Raw genomic sequence first — 15,942 nt, 5'->3', positions numbered from 1 at the left:
CCCGGGGGAACCGTGGCCAGGCGCAAGGGCCCAGCGTGTGCGCGCATCGTACATGCCCCGGTGGTCGCTTGATGCCGGCGGCCGTTTCACCTGAACGCGGGTACGGCGCGTGCCCTGCAAAATTTTTGTAAAGCAAAAGGCGACGCGATCAGCACGCCTGTTCAGCCAGGGCTCGGCGAGCGCGAGCAGGGACGCAGTGGGCGGCGACATGTCCCCGTGAAACCGCCCCGCGGTATCGCGCACCGGTACGCCGCGGTTGATCCGGATCAATCGTGCGTCGCCGCCGAACGCCGACACTGGGGACTCGCTTCCGCCCACCGATCGAGGTGCTCATCATGCCGCAAACGATACTCGTACCACTGGATCTCCACCAACCCGCGGTATTCGACAGCGTGTTCGAAGCCGTCGGTCGCCAGGTTCGCATCGAGCCGGCCACGGTGGTATTGCTCAACGTGGAGCTCGGGCATTACGCCACCGCCTATCCGTACATGGATTCCGATTACGTGGCGCGCTATACCCGGCATGCCCGCAAGGAGCTCACCCGGATCGGCGAGGAACGGCTGGACGATCGCTGCGACTGGCGCATCGAAGTCGAGCTCGGGCCGGTCGCCCGGACGATCGTGCGAGCCGCCGACCGGCTCGAGGCCGATCTGATCATCCTGGCCTCGCACAACCCCGTGGTCTGGGACGTGTTCCTGGGCAGCACCGCCGCCCAGGTGGTCAAGCACGCACGGCACTCGGTGCTGGTGGTGCGGCAAGCCAATGATGTCGAAGAGGATGCGTCGAAGGGCGCGAAAACCGAGCGCGATACCGCCGGCTCGTCGGCCGGCTGAGGCGTCCGGCGCCCGGGCCGCGTGCGCCGGATGCCACGCTCGATTTTTGCCGCCGTACCCGGCCCGCCGTTCGGCACCGGCGTGTCCGCGGGAGGCGGCGGCCGTATCGGTTACGGCGGCTGGCGGGTGACCTGCCAGCCGCCGCCGCTTTCCCGCTGATAGACCTGGCGATAGCGCGCCCGGTCCCAGCCCGCGCTCCAGAATTCGACGCGTTCGGGCAGCAGGCGATAGCCCTGCCACTGATCGGGCCGTGGCGGGTGTTCGAAGCTGTAGCGCTGCCGGGTGCTGGCGAGCCGCTCGGCCAGATTCTCGTCGTCGGTCGGGTCCGGCGTCGCGTCCAGGGCCTTGGCCACGAGCGCGCTCTCGCGCGGGCGTTTGCGCCACAGCAGGTCGGCAGTCGGTTCATCGAGCACTTCGCAGCGCCCCTCGACGACGGTCTGTTGCTCGATCTTGCGCCAGTAGAAACACAGCGCGGCGTACGGGTTCCAGAGCAGTTGCCGGCCCTTGCCGCTGAACGTGTTGACGAAGAACGCGACGCCGTCGGGCAGCAGGTGAACGTAGACCGTGCGCGCCGATGGGCGGTTCAGTGCGGAATCCACCGTCGCCAGCGTGGCGGCCAACGGTTCGATCTCGCCGGCCTGGTAGGCGTGCTCGATGACGCGAGCGATATCCGCCAGCGGATCGAGGCTGTCGTCGGTATGCATGATGAATCTGCCGCCGTGTCCCGTGATGGCATCATGGCCCGGCGCCGGTGCGGCAGTCTTGATCCGGATCAAGCCTGGGCCCGCCGCGCGCGGTGACGATGGACGCAGGGCCATCAGCGGGTGCGATCATGGCGCACAAGATTCTGCTACCGATCGATCTGGAACAAACGCACGACCTGGACGATGTTTTCGCGGCCGCGCTCGAACAGGCGGCCATGCACGACAGTACGTTCATCGTTCTGAGTGTGCTGCCGCGGCTGTCGCTGGGCTATTTTCCCTCGATCGAGCGCCGTTACATGCACAAGATCACGGGCGAGGCCCAGCGTCATCTGGACCGTATGGCTCAGGAGCGACTGGGCACCCGATTCGCCTGGAGCGCCCATGTGCTGACTGGCTCGGCGGGCCGCATGATCGTGCATGCCGCCGACGATCATGAGGTCAACCTGATCGTGATGGCCTCGCACAACCCGTGCCGTAGCGATGTGCTGCTGGGCAGCGTCGCCAGCTGGGTGGTCCGGCATGCGAGGCACTCGGTTCTGGTCGTGCGGCCGGCGGCTTAGCGCCGGTTCCAACCGACGCTTGGCGTTGCCCGCGGCAGCGGCCGCGGACCACCGACGCAGGCCGGGGGCGGGTCGTGGCGTGAAGGCGGCACGAACCCGGCAGGTCCTAACCCGACACCGACACCCGCTGTAGAAAGTCGCGGGTGCGCTCGATGCGTGGCTGGCCGAGCACTTGTGCGGGGGCACCCTGTTCGACGATGCGCCCGGCATCCATGAACACCACCCGGTCGGCGACTTCGCGCGCGAAGCCCATCTCGTGGGTGACCACGATCATTGTCGTGCCGGCATCGGCGAGCCGCCGCATGACCGTCAGCACATCGCCGACCAGCTCGGGGTCGAGCGCCGATGTCGGTTCGTCGAACAGCATCAGCGCCGGGTCCATCGCCAGGGCCCGGGCGATCGCCACGCGCTGTTGCTGGCCGCCCGACAATTCGCTGGGATAGGCCGTGGCGCGATCGGCCAGACCGACCCATTCGAGCTGTTGCCGGGCCTTGCGCTCGGCATCCGCGCGCTTGAGGCCGAGCACCGTGCGCAGGGCCAGCGCGCAGTTGTCGAGCACGTTGCGATGGGCGAACAGATTGAACTGCTGAAACACCATGCCGATCTGGCGTCGGGCGGCGTCGATATCGCAGTCCGGATCGGTGAGATCGACACCGGCGACGACGACGCGCCCGGCGTCCGGCGTTTCCAGCCGGTTCACGCAGCGCAGCAGGGTCGACTTGCCCGAGCCCGACGGCCCGATCACGCACACCACTTCGCCGCGCGCGACTTTCAGATCGATATCGTCGAGCACGCGTCTGCCGGCAAAGGTCTTGGCCACGCCGGCCAGTTCCACCAGGGCGGCGCTCATGCCGGGCGCCCGGCCGCGGCGCGGGCTTCCATGCGTCGCACCAGTAGCGACAGCGGCAGCGTGATGATCAGATAGCCGAGGCCGGCCACCACCAGCGGCGTGATGTTGACGTGGTTGTTCGCGGCGGCACGGCCGAACTTGGTCAGATCGAAATCGGCCGCCGACAGGCCGACGATGAACACCAGCGAGGAATCCTTGATCAGCATGATCAGTTCGTTGGTCAGTGGCGGAATCATCAGGCGGAACGCCTGTGGCAGGGTGATCTGGCGCAGGGTCTGCGCCGGTGTCAGGCCCAGCGAGCGGGCGGCCTCGATCTGGCCGCGAGGCACGGCCAGAATACCGGCGCGGATGGTCTCGGCCATATAAGCGCTGCCGACGATGCCAAGCGCCGCCCAGACCGTGCCGTAGGGCGAAAACGGGATGGCCAGCCCCTGGAACGCCAGCGGCAGCAGCGACAGCGCGATGAATACGATCAGCGCCGGCAGCCCGCGGAAGAACTCGATATAGAGCGTCGCCAGCCAGCGATAGGGCGCGACCTCGGACAAGCGCATCAGCGCCAGCAGGGTGCCGGCCGCCAGGCCGATCACGAAACCGCCGGCGCTGTAGACGAGCGTGTTCCACAACGCCCGCCACAGACCGTGGACGGCAGTGTTCACGATCAGCGCCGGATCGAAGAAGGTATGCCCGATCGTCGGCCAGTCGGCCATGTACGCGGCGAGCGCGAGTATGAGCGCGAGGACGATGTACTGGAGCGCGCGGCGTCGACGCGCGCGCTGGCGCGGGCTGCGGCCGGTGTTTGCGGGCTGTGGGTCGGTCGCGGCCATGCCTTCGATCAGGGCGCGCTGGATGTCGGTGCGTGGCCGAACCAGTGGCGGTACCGGGCCGCGTAGGTGCCATTCTTGCGGGCCTTGGCGAGCACATCGTTCAATCGGCCGATCAGTTTGTCGGCGTTGTCGTTGTCCTTGGCCGCCATGAAGCCGTAACGTTCGCCGGTATCGAATGTCTGCGCGACCCGCGTGTCGGGGTTGCGGGCGGCGTAGTAAGCCATCGGGCCATTGTCGCCGATCGCGGCTGCCACCTTGCCCGCGCTCACGGCCGTGGTCATCAGCGCGAGATCGTCGAACACCACGGGTGTGTAGTGGTATTGCTCGGCGTGTTTTTTCGCATACACCGCGCCGGTGGTGTCGGTCTGCATGCCGAGCCGCTTGTGGGCCAGATCGGCCAGACTCGACACGCCGGCCTTTCTGGAGACCAGCAGGGCCTGCGTCGCCTTGAAGTAAGGCGCGGAGAACTGGACGGCCTTCTTGCGGGCGGCGGTGATGGTCGCACCGCCCATCGCCAGATCGCATTTATGGGCCGCGAAGGCGGCGCCGCTGGTGATCTGGCTCCAGTCCATGCTCACCACATCGAGTTTGACGCCGAGATTGTTCGCGAGCAGCCGCATGAGATCGACGTCGAAGCCGACCACCTTGCCGGCGTCGTTGGTGAACTCGAACGGCTTGTAGGGCAGGTGCGTGCACACCGTCAATTGCTGCCGATCGACCAGATGAATGCCGTCGACCGTTCCGCCCGACTGCCGGGAACAGGCGCCGAGCCCGAGCGTGAGCAGCAGCAGGGCCATGATCGGGAGAAGGCGGCGAAGCCGGCGGAATCGGATGGCGCGCACGGGGTGTCCGGATTCGGTAAGGGAGTTGATGGCCTATCAGTTTGCCATAGACTGAGCATAAAGCCCGGCGTCATGATGTCGTAGCCGTTGCACTCGCGCCGCCCGGCATCGCCAGCCCGGACCGGGCCGGGTGAACGGCAAGCGAGCCGGGAAAACAACACTTGGGACGGCGCCGCAAATAACACAGTATGTGGACTGCCTATGCACTTCGCGTGGTCGCCCGTTGGGGGCTGGCCGCTTTCGACCACAGAGCCCGATAGCGTCATAGCCGGCGCCGGCGGCCGGCCATGATCGCGCCAACGCCGCTACGCGATAACCGGGCGCCGCAGCCGGCCCCGTGCCGCGTATTCCGTCCGCCCGACTCACCGATCGTATGCATTCCAACGATATCTCTTTCGTCCCGTTGCTGGTGGTCATCGCGCTGAGCTTCGCGGTGCCCGTGGCGCTGTCGCCGGTACGGCGTCTGGGCATCCCGGTGGTGGTCGGCGAGATCGCCGCCGGTATTCTGGTCGGCGACAGCGGCCTGCATCTGGTATCGCAGGATTTCGTGCTCAAGGTGTTGTCGGTGTTCGGCTTCGCCTACCTGATGTTCCTGTCCGGCCTGGAGATCGATTTCTCCGGCCTCGAGCCGCGCCGGGGCCTGCGCGCGAGCAACACCGGCGCCCGGCTCAAGCGCAATCCGTTCGTGATCGGCGGAGCGGCGTTCGCGCTCACCGCGCTGTGTTCGCTGGCCGCGGGGTTCTATCTGGCCGGTATCGGCCTGGTCGCACAGCCGTGGCTGATGGCGCTCATCCTGTCGACCACGTCGCTTGGCGTGGTGGCGCCGGTTCTCAAGGAACGCGGGCTGCTCGAAACCACTTACGGCCAGACCCTGCTGGTGGCGGCGCTGATCGCCGATTTTGTCACCATTCTGCTGGTCAGCGGCTATGCCATGCTGCGTGTGGGCGCGACCGTGGATCTGCTGCTGATTCTGGTGCTGCTGCTCGCCTTCGTCGCCGCCTGGCGCCTGGCCGAGCGGGCGCGCTCGCACCTGCCGGCACAACGCCTCATGCATGCCTTGTCCACCGCCACTTCGCAGATCCGCGTACGCGGCTCGATGGCGTTGGCGCTGGTCTTCATCGCGCTGGCCGAGAGCCTCGGCATCGAGAACATCCTGGGGGCGTTTCTGGCCGGTGTGATCGTATCCATGCTGTCGGGCAGCGAGAGTTCGGTGCTGCGCGAGAAGCTCGATGCGATCGGCTACGGTTTCTTCATCCCGATCTTCTTCATCATGGTCGGGGTCAAGTTCGACCTGCCGGCGCTGCTGTCCTCCGAGTCGCCCTGGGAGACGATCGGCGTGCTGGTGGTCGCGGCCTTCGGCGTCAAGCTGGTGGGCTCGCTGGTGTTCCGGCTGGCCTTCGGCTGGCGCGAGACCTTCGCCGCCAGCACCCTGCTCTCGGCGCGACTGTCGCTGATCATCGCGGTGGCCGCGATCGGGGTGGAGATCGGCGTGATCTCGCCGGCGCTGGATGCCGCCATCATTCTGGTCGCCATCATCAGCTGCCTGATCTCGCCGATCGCCTTCAGCCGCCTGGCGCCGCGGCGCTATCAGTCGGCGCAGCAGACGCTGGTGATCGGCGATGATCGCGACAGCCGCGCCCTGGCCGCCCGGCTCGAACAGATGGGCCGCAACGTACGCACCGTGACCGAGCTGCCGGCCGGCGAGAACGGCAACCCACCATCACGGGCGCGTTTGTCGGAGTGCCTGCGTACGGCCGGCATCGAACAGGCGCAGACCGTGATCGCCATGGCCGACACCGACGAAGACAATCTGCAGATATGCCGCGTGGCGCGCGAGGTGCACGCCGTGCGCAAATTGCTGGCCTGGGTGCGTGATCCGGCTTACAACGCGCGGTTCCGGTCTGCCGATGTGCGCATCGTCAATCCGGCCTATGCCAAGCTGCTGCTGCTGGAGAGCATGGCGCTGGACGCCGGCCAGATCGATGGCCGCGTGCACGAGGACGACAGCCACGAGATCCGTATCGCCAAGCTGCAGAACAGTTGGCTCGCGGATCGCGAGCTGCGGCATCTGAACCTGCCGGAAGGCACGCGGGTGCTGCGCATCGAGCGCCGCGGCGCAGTGCTGGAGGCCGAGCCTGCCACCCTGCTGCGGGTCAACGATACGCTGACCGTGGTCGGTGCCCGCGACGATGTCGACGCCGTGACGCGCCGGCTGGCGCGCCGCTGGTAGGACGAAGGCGCCCGGCCGCCAAGCCGGCCGGGCGCCGCAGAATCTTACCCGTTGCTGCTATTACCGGCGTTGGCGCCCTGACCGTTCTGGCCCTTGACCGCCATACTGGCGTTGTATTTCGACGCTGGTGCGAACCGGCTCAGTGCGTTCGTGAACGCATTGATCGTCTGCGGGATCTGTGTCGGCTGGAACGGCTTGCCGTGCGCCTTCTTGGCGCCGTAGATCGCCTTGTCGATATCCTGGTTGCGCGACAGCGTGGCGCCCTTGATCGCCGCACCGGCAAAGCCGCCGGAACTGCTCAGGCGATAAGTGATGATCTGCGCTGGCGCGGTGTGCACGCTGGCATGGGCACCGGCCGGCCCGGCGGTGGCCGAAGCCTTCGCCCCGATCTTGATGTTGCCGTTGCTGAGATCCTGTATCGCGTTGTTACCCATGAACAACACGATCACTTTCGTGATCTTGGCGCCCGCCTGAAAGCCGACGCTGCCGCCGGACAGGCTGTAGAAGGTCGGCGCGGTGTGGTCCCAGTTGCCGGATTTGTCGCGGCAGGCCACCACGCCATCGCCGTTCTTGCCGGCCACCAGGAAGCCTTCCTTGAATACGCTCGGGAACACGCCGATGCAGTGGGCGCCGTTGATCAGCGACTGTGGGATGCGTTCCTGGGCGGGTTTTTGCATCTGGCCGCGCAGTACGCCGGCTGCACTGTAGGCGAGCTGGGCGGGTGTGCCGGCGTTAACGCTGGCGCCAGCGTTGGCGTGCGAGCCGCCCTGGTTGTGATCGTTGTGGTTGTTCTGGGCCAGGGCCGGGGCACAGGTGAATGCCAGGGCTGCTACCGAAACGGCCGCGGCTGAAAGATGCGGTTTGCGAATCATAACGATGCTCCACTGTGTAGAAACGATGACAATCCCTCGCTCCATCTGCGTGGCATGCGCGTTTTCGCCATCGGCAGGCAGGATTGCCGGCACGTCGTCGACCGGCGGCAATGCGGGTCGAGCGACCGATTCACCGTAGCGGCGCTGGCCGGTAACGTTAATCCGTGCGGCTGACTAACGGTACTAAGGAGATTCCTCTATGCGCCCTGCCGCCCGCGCACGCATTGCCTGGGGTGGCGGCGCGAGCTAATCTCGCCAAGTACGCCGACCGAGGGTGATGCCATGCCGGGTTTACACGAGTTTCTGCTCTTTGTCGGCGCCGGGCTGCTGCTCAATATCACGCCGGGTGCCGACATGCTCTTTGTGGTCAGCAACGCCGGACGGCATGGGCTGGCCCGCGGCATCGTGGCCGCCTGGGGCGTGTTTGCCGGCACGCTGGTGCATATCACCCTCGCCGTGGTCGGGCTGTCGGCGCTGCTGGCGGCGTCAGCCACGGCCTTCGCGCTGGTGAAGTATGTGGGTGCGGGTTATCTGGTCTATCTGGGCCTGCGGCTGTTGCTGGCGCGTCGCCATGCGCCCGGACCGGCCAAGGCGCCGCGCGATCGCCTGCCGGCGCCCCGGCTGGCTGCGGTCTTCCGGCGCGGGCTGCTCATCAACGTGCTCAATCCCAAGATCGCGTTGTTTTTCCTGGCGTTCCTGCCGCAGTTCATCGATCCTGCGGCCGGCGATCGCACGCTGGCCTTCGCCGTGCTCGGGCTGACCTTCAACAGCACGGGAACGACCGTGAACTGCCTGGCCGCACTGGCTGCGGTCGGCGTGGGTCAGCTGCCCGCGGTGCGCGCGATCGGCCGTGTGGCGGAGCGGCTCGTGGGCGCGTTGTTCGTCGGGCTCGGGGTTCGGTTGGCCGCGGGCCACGTGGACTGACGCGACCAACCGTCGACCGACCCCGGGGCTTACTCGCCGACTGTCGTTGTCAGCCGGTCGTTGCCGTGTCGCCGGCCACGCGATCAAGCTCGGCGAGATCGTCCGCGGTCAATTCCAGGGCGGTCGCTGCCAGGTTCTCGCGCAGGTGCTGCGGCGACGAGGTGCCCGGTATCAGCAGGATGTTGGGCGAGCGCTGCAGCAGCCAGGCCAGCGCGATCTGCATCGGCGTCGCGTTCCGGCGGGCGGCGACCGCGTCGAGAATCCCCGACTGCAGCGGATTGAAGCCGCCAAGCGGGAAGAACGGCACGTAGGCGATGTCTTGGCCGGCCAGGTCGTCGATCAGGGCATCGTCGTCGCGATGGGCGAGATTGTAGAAGTTCTGCACGCAGACGATATCCACGATCGCCCGGGCCTCGGCGACCTGGGTCGGGGTAACGTTGCTGAGGCCGATATGCCGCAGCAGCCCTTCGCGCTGCAGCTCGGCCAGTACGTCCAGCGCTTCGGCGAGCGAGCCTTCGGCCGGCCCGTGGGCCGAGAACATCGCCCGCAGGTTCACGACATCGAGCGTCTCCAGCCCAAGGTGTTGGAGGTTGTCATGCACGGCGCGCCGCAGTTCGTCCGGCGCGAATGCCGGGTTCCAGGAGCCGTCCTCGCCGCGTTTGGCGCCGATCTTGGTTACCAGCGTCAGATCGTCGGGATAGGGATGCAGAGCCTCGCGTATCAGGTGGTTGGTGACGTGCGGGCCATAGAAATCCGAAGTATCGATATGATCGACGCCGTGTTCGATCGCATCGCGCAATACCGCTCGGGCGGTCTCGGGCTCGCGGGGCGGGCCGAACACGCCCGGCCCGGCGAGCTGCATGGCGCCGTAGCCCATGCGTTTGACGCGGCGATCGCGGAGTGTGTAAGTGCCGGCCTGGTCGATGTTCATGCGGGCGCATCTGGGGTGTGGAATGCGAGTGAGGTTAGACGGTGTGACCGCGTCCGACAATATTGCCGAGGGTCGGAACAAGCCCTGGCCGGCGGAAATTGTGGGAGACTTGCGACGATGAAGACCGAGCCGGGCGTGTGCCATCGGATCAATCGCCGCATCCGGCCCACCGAAGCCGTGCGCCGATTCGCGGCCAGGGTGAGCTGAGCCGATGGTGCCGGGCGAACATGCCGCGGGCCCGGGCCGGGCGATTGGCCTCTGGGGCGCGGTGGCGATCGGCGTGGGCGGCATGGTGGGCGGCGGCATCTTCGCCGTGCTCGGCGAGGCAATGGCGCTGTCGCATGGTGCGACGCCGGTGGCGTTTCTCGTCGGCGGTGTGATCGCGCTGGTCACGGCGGTGGCTTATGCGAAGCTGTCGGTGGCCTATCCCAGCCGTGGCGGAACGGTGGCTTTCATCGACGCGGCCTTCGGCAACAATCTGTTGTCCGGTAGTGTCAATCTGATGCTGTGGCTGAGTTATCTGGTCACCATCGCCCTGTATGCCACCGCGTTTGCCTCCTATGCCGGCACTTTTTTCGGCTCCGGCCACGGCGTGCTGCTCGAGCACGCCCTGATCAGTCTGGCGATCGTGCTGCCGACCGTGATCAATCTCGTCAGCGCGTCGCTGGTAAGCCGGTCCGAAACCGCGGTGGTGGCGCTCAAGATCGCGTTGCTGGCGATCGTGATCGTGTTCAGCGCGTCGCATGTGGATGCTTCCCGGCTCGCCCCCGCGCATTGGGGGTCGATGTTGTCGATCGTCTCGGCCGGCATGATCATCTTCGTGGCCTACGAAGGCTTCGAGCTCATCGCGAACTCGGCCGAGGATATCCGTCAGCCGGACCGGAACCTGCCGCGTGCTTTTTTGATTGCCGTGAGCTCGGTGGTCGCACTTTACGTGCTGATCGCGCTGATTGCCGTGGGCACGGTGCCCGAGGCCCAGGTGCTGGCGGTGCGCGACTACGTGCTCGCGGTGGCTGCCGAACCGGCGCTCGGCCGGGCCGGTTTCGTGCTGGTGGCGCTCGCCGCCGTGCTCGCCACGTTGTCCGCGATCAACGCTACGCTCTATGGCAACGCGCGCTTGGGTTATGTACTCGCCCGCGATGGCGTGCTGCCCCGCCGTTTCGATGCCGAACGCCACGGCCTGCCGATGACCGGCGTGCTGGCCACGGCCGTGCTCAGCCTCGTTCTGGCCAATGTCATCGACCTGACCGACATCGCCATCATCGGCAGTGCGAGCTTTCTGCTGGTGTTTGCCCTGGTCAACGCCGCGGCCTGGCGGCTGGCCCCGCAAATTCACGGATTGCGCACGCTGCACGGGTTGGGGGTGCTGTTATGCGCGGTGGCGCTGGTTGTGCTGATCGGCCATACCTGGCGCAGCAATCCGGCCGGCGTGGCCGTTTTCGCCGGCTTCATTGTCGTGTCCGGGCTGTTCGAATTCGTCTACGGGCGCGGCGTGCGCGGTCATTTCCTGCACCGCCACTACCACTGAACAGGTTCACCACCGGGCGCACGCGCCGGGTCGTCAGCCCTTCGCGCCGTCGTTCACGAACGCCTTGAAGGCATCGGCGTAATCCGGATGCCAGCGCGACAACGGCGGGCGGTTCTCGACGATGTCGCCGATCGCCCACTGCATGCGTTTTTCGTCGAGCCAGCGCGGGACGTCGTTGTCCGGGCAGAGGATGTAGAAATCGCCGGCATCCAGACGATCGAACATGAAGTCGGCGGTCTGTTCCGGGGTCCAGGCCGATTCCGGTTTTTCGGTCTCGCCCGGGCGGGTGAGCTGGGTGAACACAAAGCCCGGGATCAGCAGATGCGCGGTCAGCTCGCAGCCGTCGGTGTTGCGCAGTTCGTGCGCCAGCGCTTCGGTGAAGGCTTTCAGACCGGCCTTGGCGGTGTTGTAGGCCGGATCGCCCGGCGGGGTGGTAATGCCCTGCTTGGAGCCGGTGTTGATGACCAGGCCGGGCCCGCCGCGCTCGAGCATCTTCGGTACGAACGTCTGGGTGCCGTGGATCGCGCCCCAGAGGTTGATGCCGATCACCTGGCGCCAGTTCTCGGCCGGGCCGAGGATGTGGCTGCCGGGCTGGACGCCGGCGTTGTTCATGAGCACATCGGTGCCGCCGAAGCGCGAACGGACGACCGACTCGAGCGTGATGACCTGCTGCACGTCGGCCACATCCACGGCGTGGGTCATCACGTCGGCGTCGTGATCCGCGCCGGCCGCCCGCACCGCGGCTTCGGCCTCGGCGAGGCGCTCCATGTCGCGGTCGGCGATGCAGACATGCAGGCCACGCTTGGCGAAACCCTCGGCCGCGGCGCGGCCGATGCCGGCCGCGCCACCGATCACCACGGCCACCTGGCCCGGTACCAGAGCAGGATGCGTCATATCGATTGTCTCGTTTTTCGGAGTGTATCCACAGTTATGAGGGTCGGCCCGGCCGGGGACAAGCAAGCCGGCTCACGACGAATCCGGAACGCCGGCCGGGTACGCGGACGGTCGCGACGCGCGCATCAGGCGGGCCATCTCGTCCAGGGTCTGCGCGTGCAAAGCGTCGGCCGGTTGGCCCGCGAGCACGGTGCCCCACGCCAGCTGCGGGTGGGCGCCGTGCGGCGGTGCGCTCAGGACTTGCAACGCGGCGGCGACGGCGTCCCGGTCGTGGGCGTTGGCGGCCCGGCGAGCCAGCCAGTGGCCGCGATAGCGCGCTGCGATGACATGGCTCATGGCCACCGGTTGCACCCTCAGTTCCGGCACACGACGCGCGAGGTAGCTGGCGCTGGGCGACCAGCATTCGAGTGCGGCCAGAGCGTCGTTCAGATCCGATGCCGGGTCGGGCTCGATGCGCCCGGCGGGGTAAGTCAGCAGCGTGCCGCCGGCGCGCAGATGCCGGGTGGCGGCACGCACCGCGAGGGCCCGAGCGCCTCCGGCCGTGGCCACCATGATCAGGTGCTGCCGAAGGGCCGGCAGGGCATGGAACAAGGGGCGTTCGGCGACCAGCAGGCGGACGTCGTGTTCAGCCAGTCGCGACAACAGCGCTATCGCGTCCACCAGCCCGGGGTGATTCGATACCAGCAGCAGCGGTGAGCCGGGCGCCGCCGGCTGGCCGTGTTGTGACACCGGGCCGGCCCACTGGCTGAGCCCCCAGCCGCAGGCGGCGGCCAGCCCGTCGCCGGCGATGCGGTCATCGAACTCGATCAGCTGCCGGGCGAACCCATCGATACGGCGCGCCACCAGGCGCAGCAAAAGGCGGCGAGGCAGCTGCGCCAGCCAAGGCGAAGCCCAAAGCGCATCGAGCGCGTCCCGGCGGCAGATCGCGGCGACCCGGGCCATGCGGGCCGGGCCGCCACCGGGCGCGCTCGGCGGACGTATGCAGGCGTCGCGGCGCAGATTGTCTCCCTGTTCATGCGCGAGATGTGTGCTCGGGTCACCCGGCGCCGGCATGTGTCGGGGCGTGGCGCACGAGTGTGGTTCGATGATGTCTTATTGCAGCGGCCGCGGCCCGCGCTGTCCAGTGTCGAAAGGTCTTGCATCCGTGACGCGGGCGGGCGGTTTGCCGCGCGCATGCGGCTACTCGATGGTTTCGTCGGCGCGGCGCAGCGCGCTCAGGCTGGGCATGGGACGGTTGCGCCACCGCAAATCGGCCGCATCGAGATCATAGACTCGTCCCGTCTCGGCCAGTTCGACGCCCGCGATCGCCCGATCGGTCACCGGCCCGGTGGCGGCGCGAGCCCGGAGCGTGGCAGCCAGCCCGTTGCGCATCTCGGCATCGCCGTGGTTGAGGTACACCGTGGCGGCGCGTGTCGCCGTGGCATCGCGATTTCGCTCGAAGACAAAGCGGGCGAGCGCCTCCACGTCGCCATGGCCGGAATAATAGTCGCCGAAGTCGACGATACGCGCGCGGACGCGTTCGGGCTCGATGCGGGCGTTGCCCAGCGCCAGGGGCCTGTCGGCCGGCCATTCGTCGGCGGCGAGCTGGCGCAGGCGGCCGGCGCCGGTGTCGGGCGGGGCATAGCCGCAGAGCACGACGGTCGCGGCCGGATTGCCGATCTGGTCGACGATGAAATCGACGATGCGCCCGCCCTGGCACATGCCGCTGCCGGCCAGTGCGATCAGGCGATTGAGCGCCGGATCGCGCATGGCGCGCAGCGTACCGCCGGGCGCGCGGTTGTGCTGCACGCGCTGCCAGAGCGCGGCCAGATGGGCGTCCACTTCGGCTTCCTGGCTCAGGCCGAGGCGCTCGGCCAGCAGGGGATTGCGGTAGGACCGCGCGGCGGTGCCGCCGCCGCTGCCATCCGCGAGTGCGGCGCCAAAGACATCGGTCATGCGCACGGCCAGCGGTGCATCCAGCGACAGCCAGCGGGGCCGGCCGCGGGCATCCGGGCGGCCGATTTCCGTTGTGCGTAGCACGTAATCCAGATCGAACAGCAGTTCCTGGGCGCGATGGATGGCGAAACAGGGCGCGATCACCGGCCCGCCGCCACGGGCGTCGCTGTCGGCAAACAGCTCGGACCACGCGAGCATGCGCGCGGCGAACGATTTGTAGTGCGCCGCGCGCGCCGGTTCGGCGCCGCGCGTGGATTCCACCACCATGTAATCGGCCGGGCCCGGCAGGGTCTGGCCGGCCAGCAGCGATTGAAACGGGTTGTCGGGCGTATTGCCGCCGATGTCGCCGCTGAACACGATCGAGCGTTCCATGCCCACACGGCTGCGCCAGGTCACGGTCACCGCCACCGCGCCGAGAATATGCGCGCTGCGATGAAAGGTCAGCCACAGGCCGTGCAGGCGCAGGGCTCGATCGAAGGCGAAGTCCGGGCGCTGATCGAGCGGCTGGAAATCGATCCGTTCGACATCCGCCGCGTCGTATTCGTCGCTGAACTTGGCGGCGTCGAGCAGCGCCAGCTCGGTCAGCCCGGCGGTGGCCTCGGTGCAGTACACCGGGCCGCGGAATCCGGCACGGTGCAGTTGCGGCAGCCGGCCGGTGTGGTCGCGATGGGCATGGGTGAGCACCACGAAATCCAATTGCCGGGCATGGAAGCCGAGTCCGGGCGCGCCGTCCGAGAATCCGGCGCCGCGCTCGGCGTGGGCGCCGCAGTCGATGAGAAAACGAACGCCGAGGCGCGCGTCGACCAGCAGGCTGGCCGAGCCGGTCACGCTCTCGGCGCCGCCGAGGAAGCTGAGTTGCATGGACACAGATGAAGCGTCGGTCCCGCCGGCGCAGGCGGCGGGAAAAGTCGATCTCTGCATCCTACCCGTGAACGCGCCGCCTGGATGCAGGCTTCGTCCCGCTCTCAGCCGTGGCCGTACTGGCTCAGATGCTCGGCGTTGACGCAGTTGCGCAGGCCCTCGCCGCGCAGGTAGCGCATCAGCGTTTCGGTCGACAGCCGGCGTGCATCGGCGCGGCTCGCCGGGCTGTACCAGGCGGCGTGCGGGGTGAGGATCAGCCGGTCCCGCAGGCGTTCGTCGCCGCGTTCGATGGCGGCGAACAGCGGCCGGTTCATGTCCGGCGGCTCCTCGGGCAGTACGTCCAGCGCGGCACCGGCGATCCGGCCTTCGACCAGCGCGTCGTGGAGCGCGTCGATATCGATGACGGCGCCGCGGGCGGTGTTGATCAGCACCGCGTGTTTCGGCATGAGCGCCAGCGCTTCGGCATCGATCAGGTGATGGGTGGCCTCGTTGAGCGGCGTATGCAGGCTGACGGCATCACAGCTTTGCAGCAGTTCGGCGAGGCTGTCGACCCGCGACACGCCAACCGCGATTTCCTGGCCGCGCGGCAGTTCCGGATCGTAGGCGACCACTTCGATGCCGAAGGCCTTGGCGCGCAGGGCCGTGGCGGTGCCGATACGCCCGAGCCCGACGATGCCGAGCCGGCTGCCGCGCACGCGCTCGACCTGCGGCGCGCCGGGCTTGAAGGCATCCACCGGCGCGCGTTGCAGGCGCTGGTCGTGAAACACCAGGCCGCGCCGGAAGGCCAGCAACATGCCGATGGCATGATCGGCGACTTCGCTGGTGCCGTAGTCCGGCGTGTTGCAGACCGGGATGCCGGCCGCCGCGGCCGCGTCCAGATCGATATGATCGAAGCCGACCCCGGCGCGCACGATCACGCGGCAGTTGTCGAGTTTCGCGATCAGTTCGCGGTCGATGAAGACTTCGTGCCAGACCAGCAGCGCATCGGCCGCTCGCCAGTACTTCTCGTCGATGCGCGCGGCCTCGCGCTCGCGAAAGATATCGAAGGCGAACGCCGGCCCGGCGGTCTTGCGTTCGAGTTCGGCATCGTCGTCGTACTGGGCATCGGGCGTCAGAATACGAAAGGCGCGGCTCATTGGCGGTCCGTCGGATCG

General features: G+C 67.7%; 15 protein-coding genes. 5 read left to right on the top strand and 10 right to left on the bottom strand.

The window, feature by feature from the left end; genetic code table 11:
* The first annotated feature begins 335 nt into the window (after positions 1–335).
* Complete coding sequence (locus tag ACS8YF_RS05865; protein WP_440849285.1) at positions 336–833, top strand: universal stress protein; 498 nt, start codon at positions 336–338, stop codon at positions 831–833.
* 110 nt (positions 834–943) lie between these two features.
* On the opposite strand, the gene ACS8YF_RS05860 is transcribed toward ACS8YF_RS05865, so the two are convergent.
* Positions 944–1,537, bottom strand: coding sequence for a pyridoxine/pyridoxamine 5'-phosphate oxidase (locus ACS8YF_RS05860; protein ID WP_440849284.1), 594 nt, complete (start codon positions 1,535–1,537; stop codon positions 944–946).
* A gap of 128 nt (positions 1,538–1,665) precedes the next feature.
* Here ACS8YF_RS05860 and ACS8YF_RS05855 point away from each other — a divergent pair, with 128 nt between their 5' ends.
* Positions 1,666–2,097 (top strand): universal stress protein, encoded by a 432-nt coding sequence (locus ACS8YF_RS05855; protein ID WP_440849283.1) that lies wholly within the window; start codon positions 1,666–1,668, stop codon positions 2,095–2,097.
* Between the two features lie 106 nt (positions 2,098–2,203).
* Here ACS8YF_RS05855 and ACS8YF_RS05850 read toward each other — a convergent pair whose 3' ends face one another.
* Genes ACS8YF_RS05850 through ACS8YF_RS05840 form a run of 3 tightly spaced genes read right to left on the bottom strand, consistent with a single transcriptional unit; the run spans position 2,204 to position 4,568 of the window.
* On the bottom strand, positions 2,204–2,947 hold the full coding sequence (locus ACS8YF_RS05850; RefSeq protein ID WP_440849282.1) for an amino acid ABC transporter ATP-binding protein: 744 nt from the start codon (positions 2,945–2,947) through the stop codon (positions 2,204–2,206).
* Positions 2,944–3,771, bottom strand: a complete 828-nt coding sequence (locus ACS8YF_RS05845; RefSeq protein WP_440849281.1) for an amino acid ABC transporter permease — start codon at positions 3,769–3,771, stop codon at positions 2,944–2,946. The genes ACS8YF_RS05850 and ACS8YF_RS05845 overlap by 4 nt, the downstream gene beginning before the upstream one ends.
* Before the next feature lie 8 nt (positions 3,772–3,779).
* Positions 3,780–4,568 carry an ABC transporter substrate-binding protein gene (locus tag ACS8YF_RS05840; protein WP_440849280.1) on the bottom strand — a complete coding sequence of 263 codons (789 nt, stop codon included), beginning with the start codon at positions 4,566–4,568 and terminating at the stop codon, positions 3,780–3,782.
* 418 nt (positions 4,569–4,986) lie between these two features.
* Here ACS8YF_RS05840 and ACS8YF_RS05835 point away from each other — a divergent pair, with 418 nt between their 5' ends.
* A complete protein-coding gene (locus ACS8YF_RS05835; RefSeq protein WP_440849279.1) occupies positions 4,987–6,843 on the top strand; it encodes a monovalent cation:proton antiporter family protein in 1,857 nt (618 codons plus the stop codon).
* Positions 6,844–6,887: 44 nt separating this feature from the next.
* On the opposite strand, the gene ACS8YF_RS05830 is transcribed toward ACS8YF_RS05835, so the two are convergent.
* Entirely contained in the window at positions 6,888–7,715 is an 828-nt protein-coding gene (locus ACS8YF_RS05830) for a lipid-binding SYLF domain-containing protein (protein ID WP_440849278.1), read from the bottom strand.
* Between the two features lie 282 nt (positions 7,716–7,997).
* On the opposite strand from ACS8YF_RS05830, the gene ACS8YF_RS05825 reads away from it, so the two are divergent.
* Complete coding sequence (locus tag ACS8YF_RS05825) at positions 7,998–8,639, top strand: LysE family translocator (protein ID WP_440849277.1); 642 nt, start codon at positions 7,998–8,000, stop codon at positions 8,637–8,639.
* A 49-nt stretch (positions 8,640–8,688) separates the two neighbouring features.
* Here the strand turns inward: ACS8YF_RS05825 and ACS8YF_RS05820 are convergent, their stop codons facing one another.
* Positions 8,689–9,570, bottom strand: a complete 882-nt coding sequence (locus ACS8YF_RS05820; RefSeq protein WP_440849276.1) for an aldo/keto reductase family oxidoreductase — start codon at positions 9,568–9,570, stop codon at positions 8,689–8,691.
* A 211-nt stretch (positions 9,571–9,781) separates the two neighbouring features.
* Between ACS8YF_RS05820 and ACS8YF_RS05815 the strand changes: the two genes are divergently transcribed.
* The gene (locus ACS8YF_RS05815) at positions 9,782–11,098 is read left to right on the top strand and encodes an APC family permease (RefSeq protein WP_440849275.1); all 1,317 of its coding nucleotides are present in this window, start codon (positions 9,782–9,784) and stop codon (positions 11,096–11,098) included.
* Positions 11,099–11,131: 33 nt separating this feature from the next.
* Here the strand turns inward: ACS8YF_RS05815 and ACS8YF_RS05810 are convergent, their stop codons facing one another.
* From ACS8YF_RS05810 to ACS8YF_RS05795, 4 genes are all read right to left on the bottom strand, one after another.
* Positions 11,132–11,992, bottom strand: a complete 861-nt coding sequence (locus ACS8YF_RS05810; RefSeq protein WP_440849274.1) for an SDR family NAD(P)-dependent oxidoreductase — start codon at positions 11,990–11,992, stop codon at positions 11,132–11,134.
* A 72-nt stretch (positions 11,993–12,064) separates the two neighbouring features.
* Complete coding sequence (locus tag ACS8YF_RS05805) at positions 12,065–13,045, bottom strand: hypothetical protein (protein WP_440849273.1); 981 nt, start codon at positions 13,043–13,045, stop codon at positions 12,065–12,067.
* 126 nt (positions 13,046–13,171) lie between these two features.
* A complete protein-coding gene (locus ACS8YF_RS05800) occupies positions 13,172–14,788 on the bottom strand; it encodes an MBL fold metallo-hydrolase (RefSeq protein WP_440849272.1) in 1,617 nt (538 codons plus the stop codon).
* 104 nt (positions 14,789–14,892) lie between these two features.
* Entirely contained in the window at positions 14,893–15,924 is a 1,032-nt protein-coding gene (locus tag ACS8YF_RS05795; protein WP_440849271.1) for a C-terminal binding protein, read from the bottom strand.
* Positions 15,925–15,942 lie beyond the last annotated feature (18 nt).

Source organism: Salinisphaera sp. SWV1, assembly GCF_052044155.1.
Taxonomy (GTDB): Bacteria; Pseudomonadota; Gammaproteobacteria; order Nevskiales; family Salinisphaeraceae; genus Salinisphaera.
Note: the sequence above shows the minus strand (reverse complement) of the source record. Positions and strands in the feature narration are given on the sequence as shown.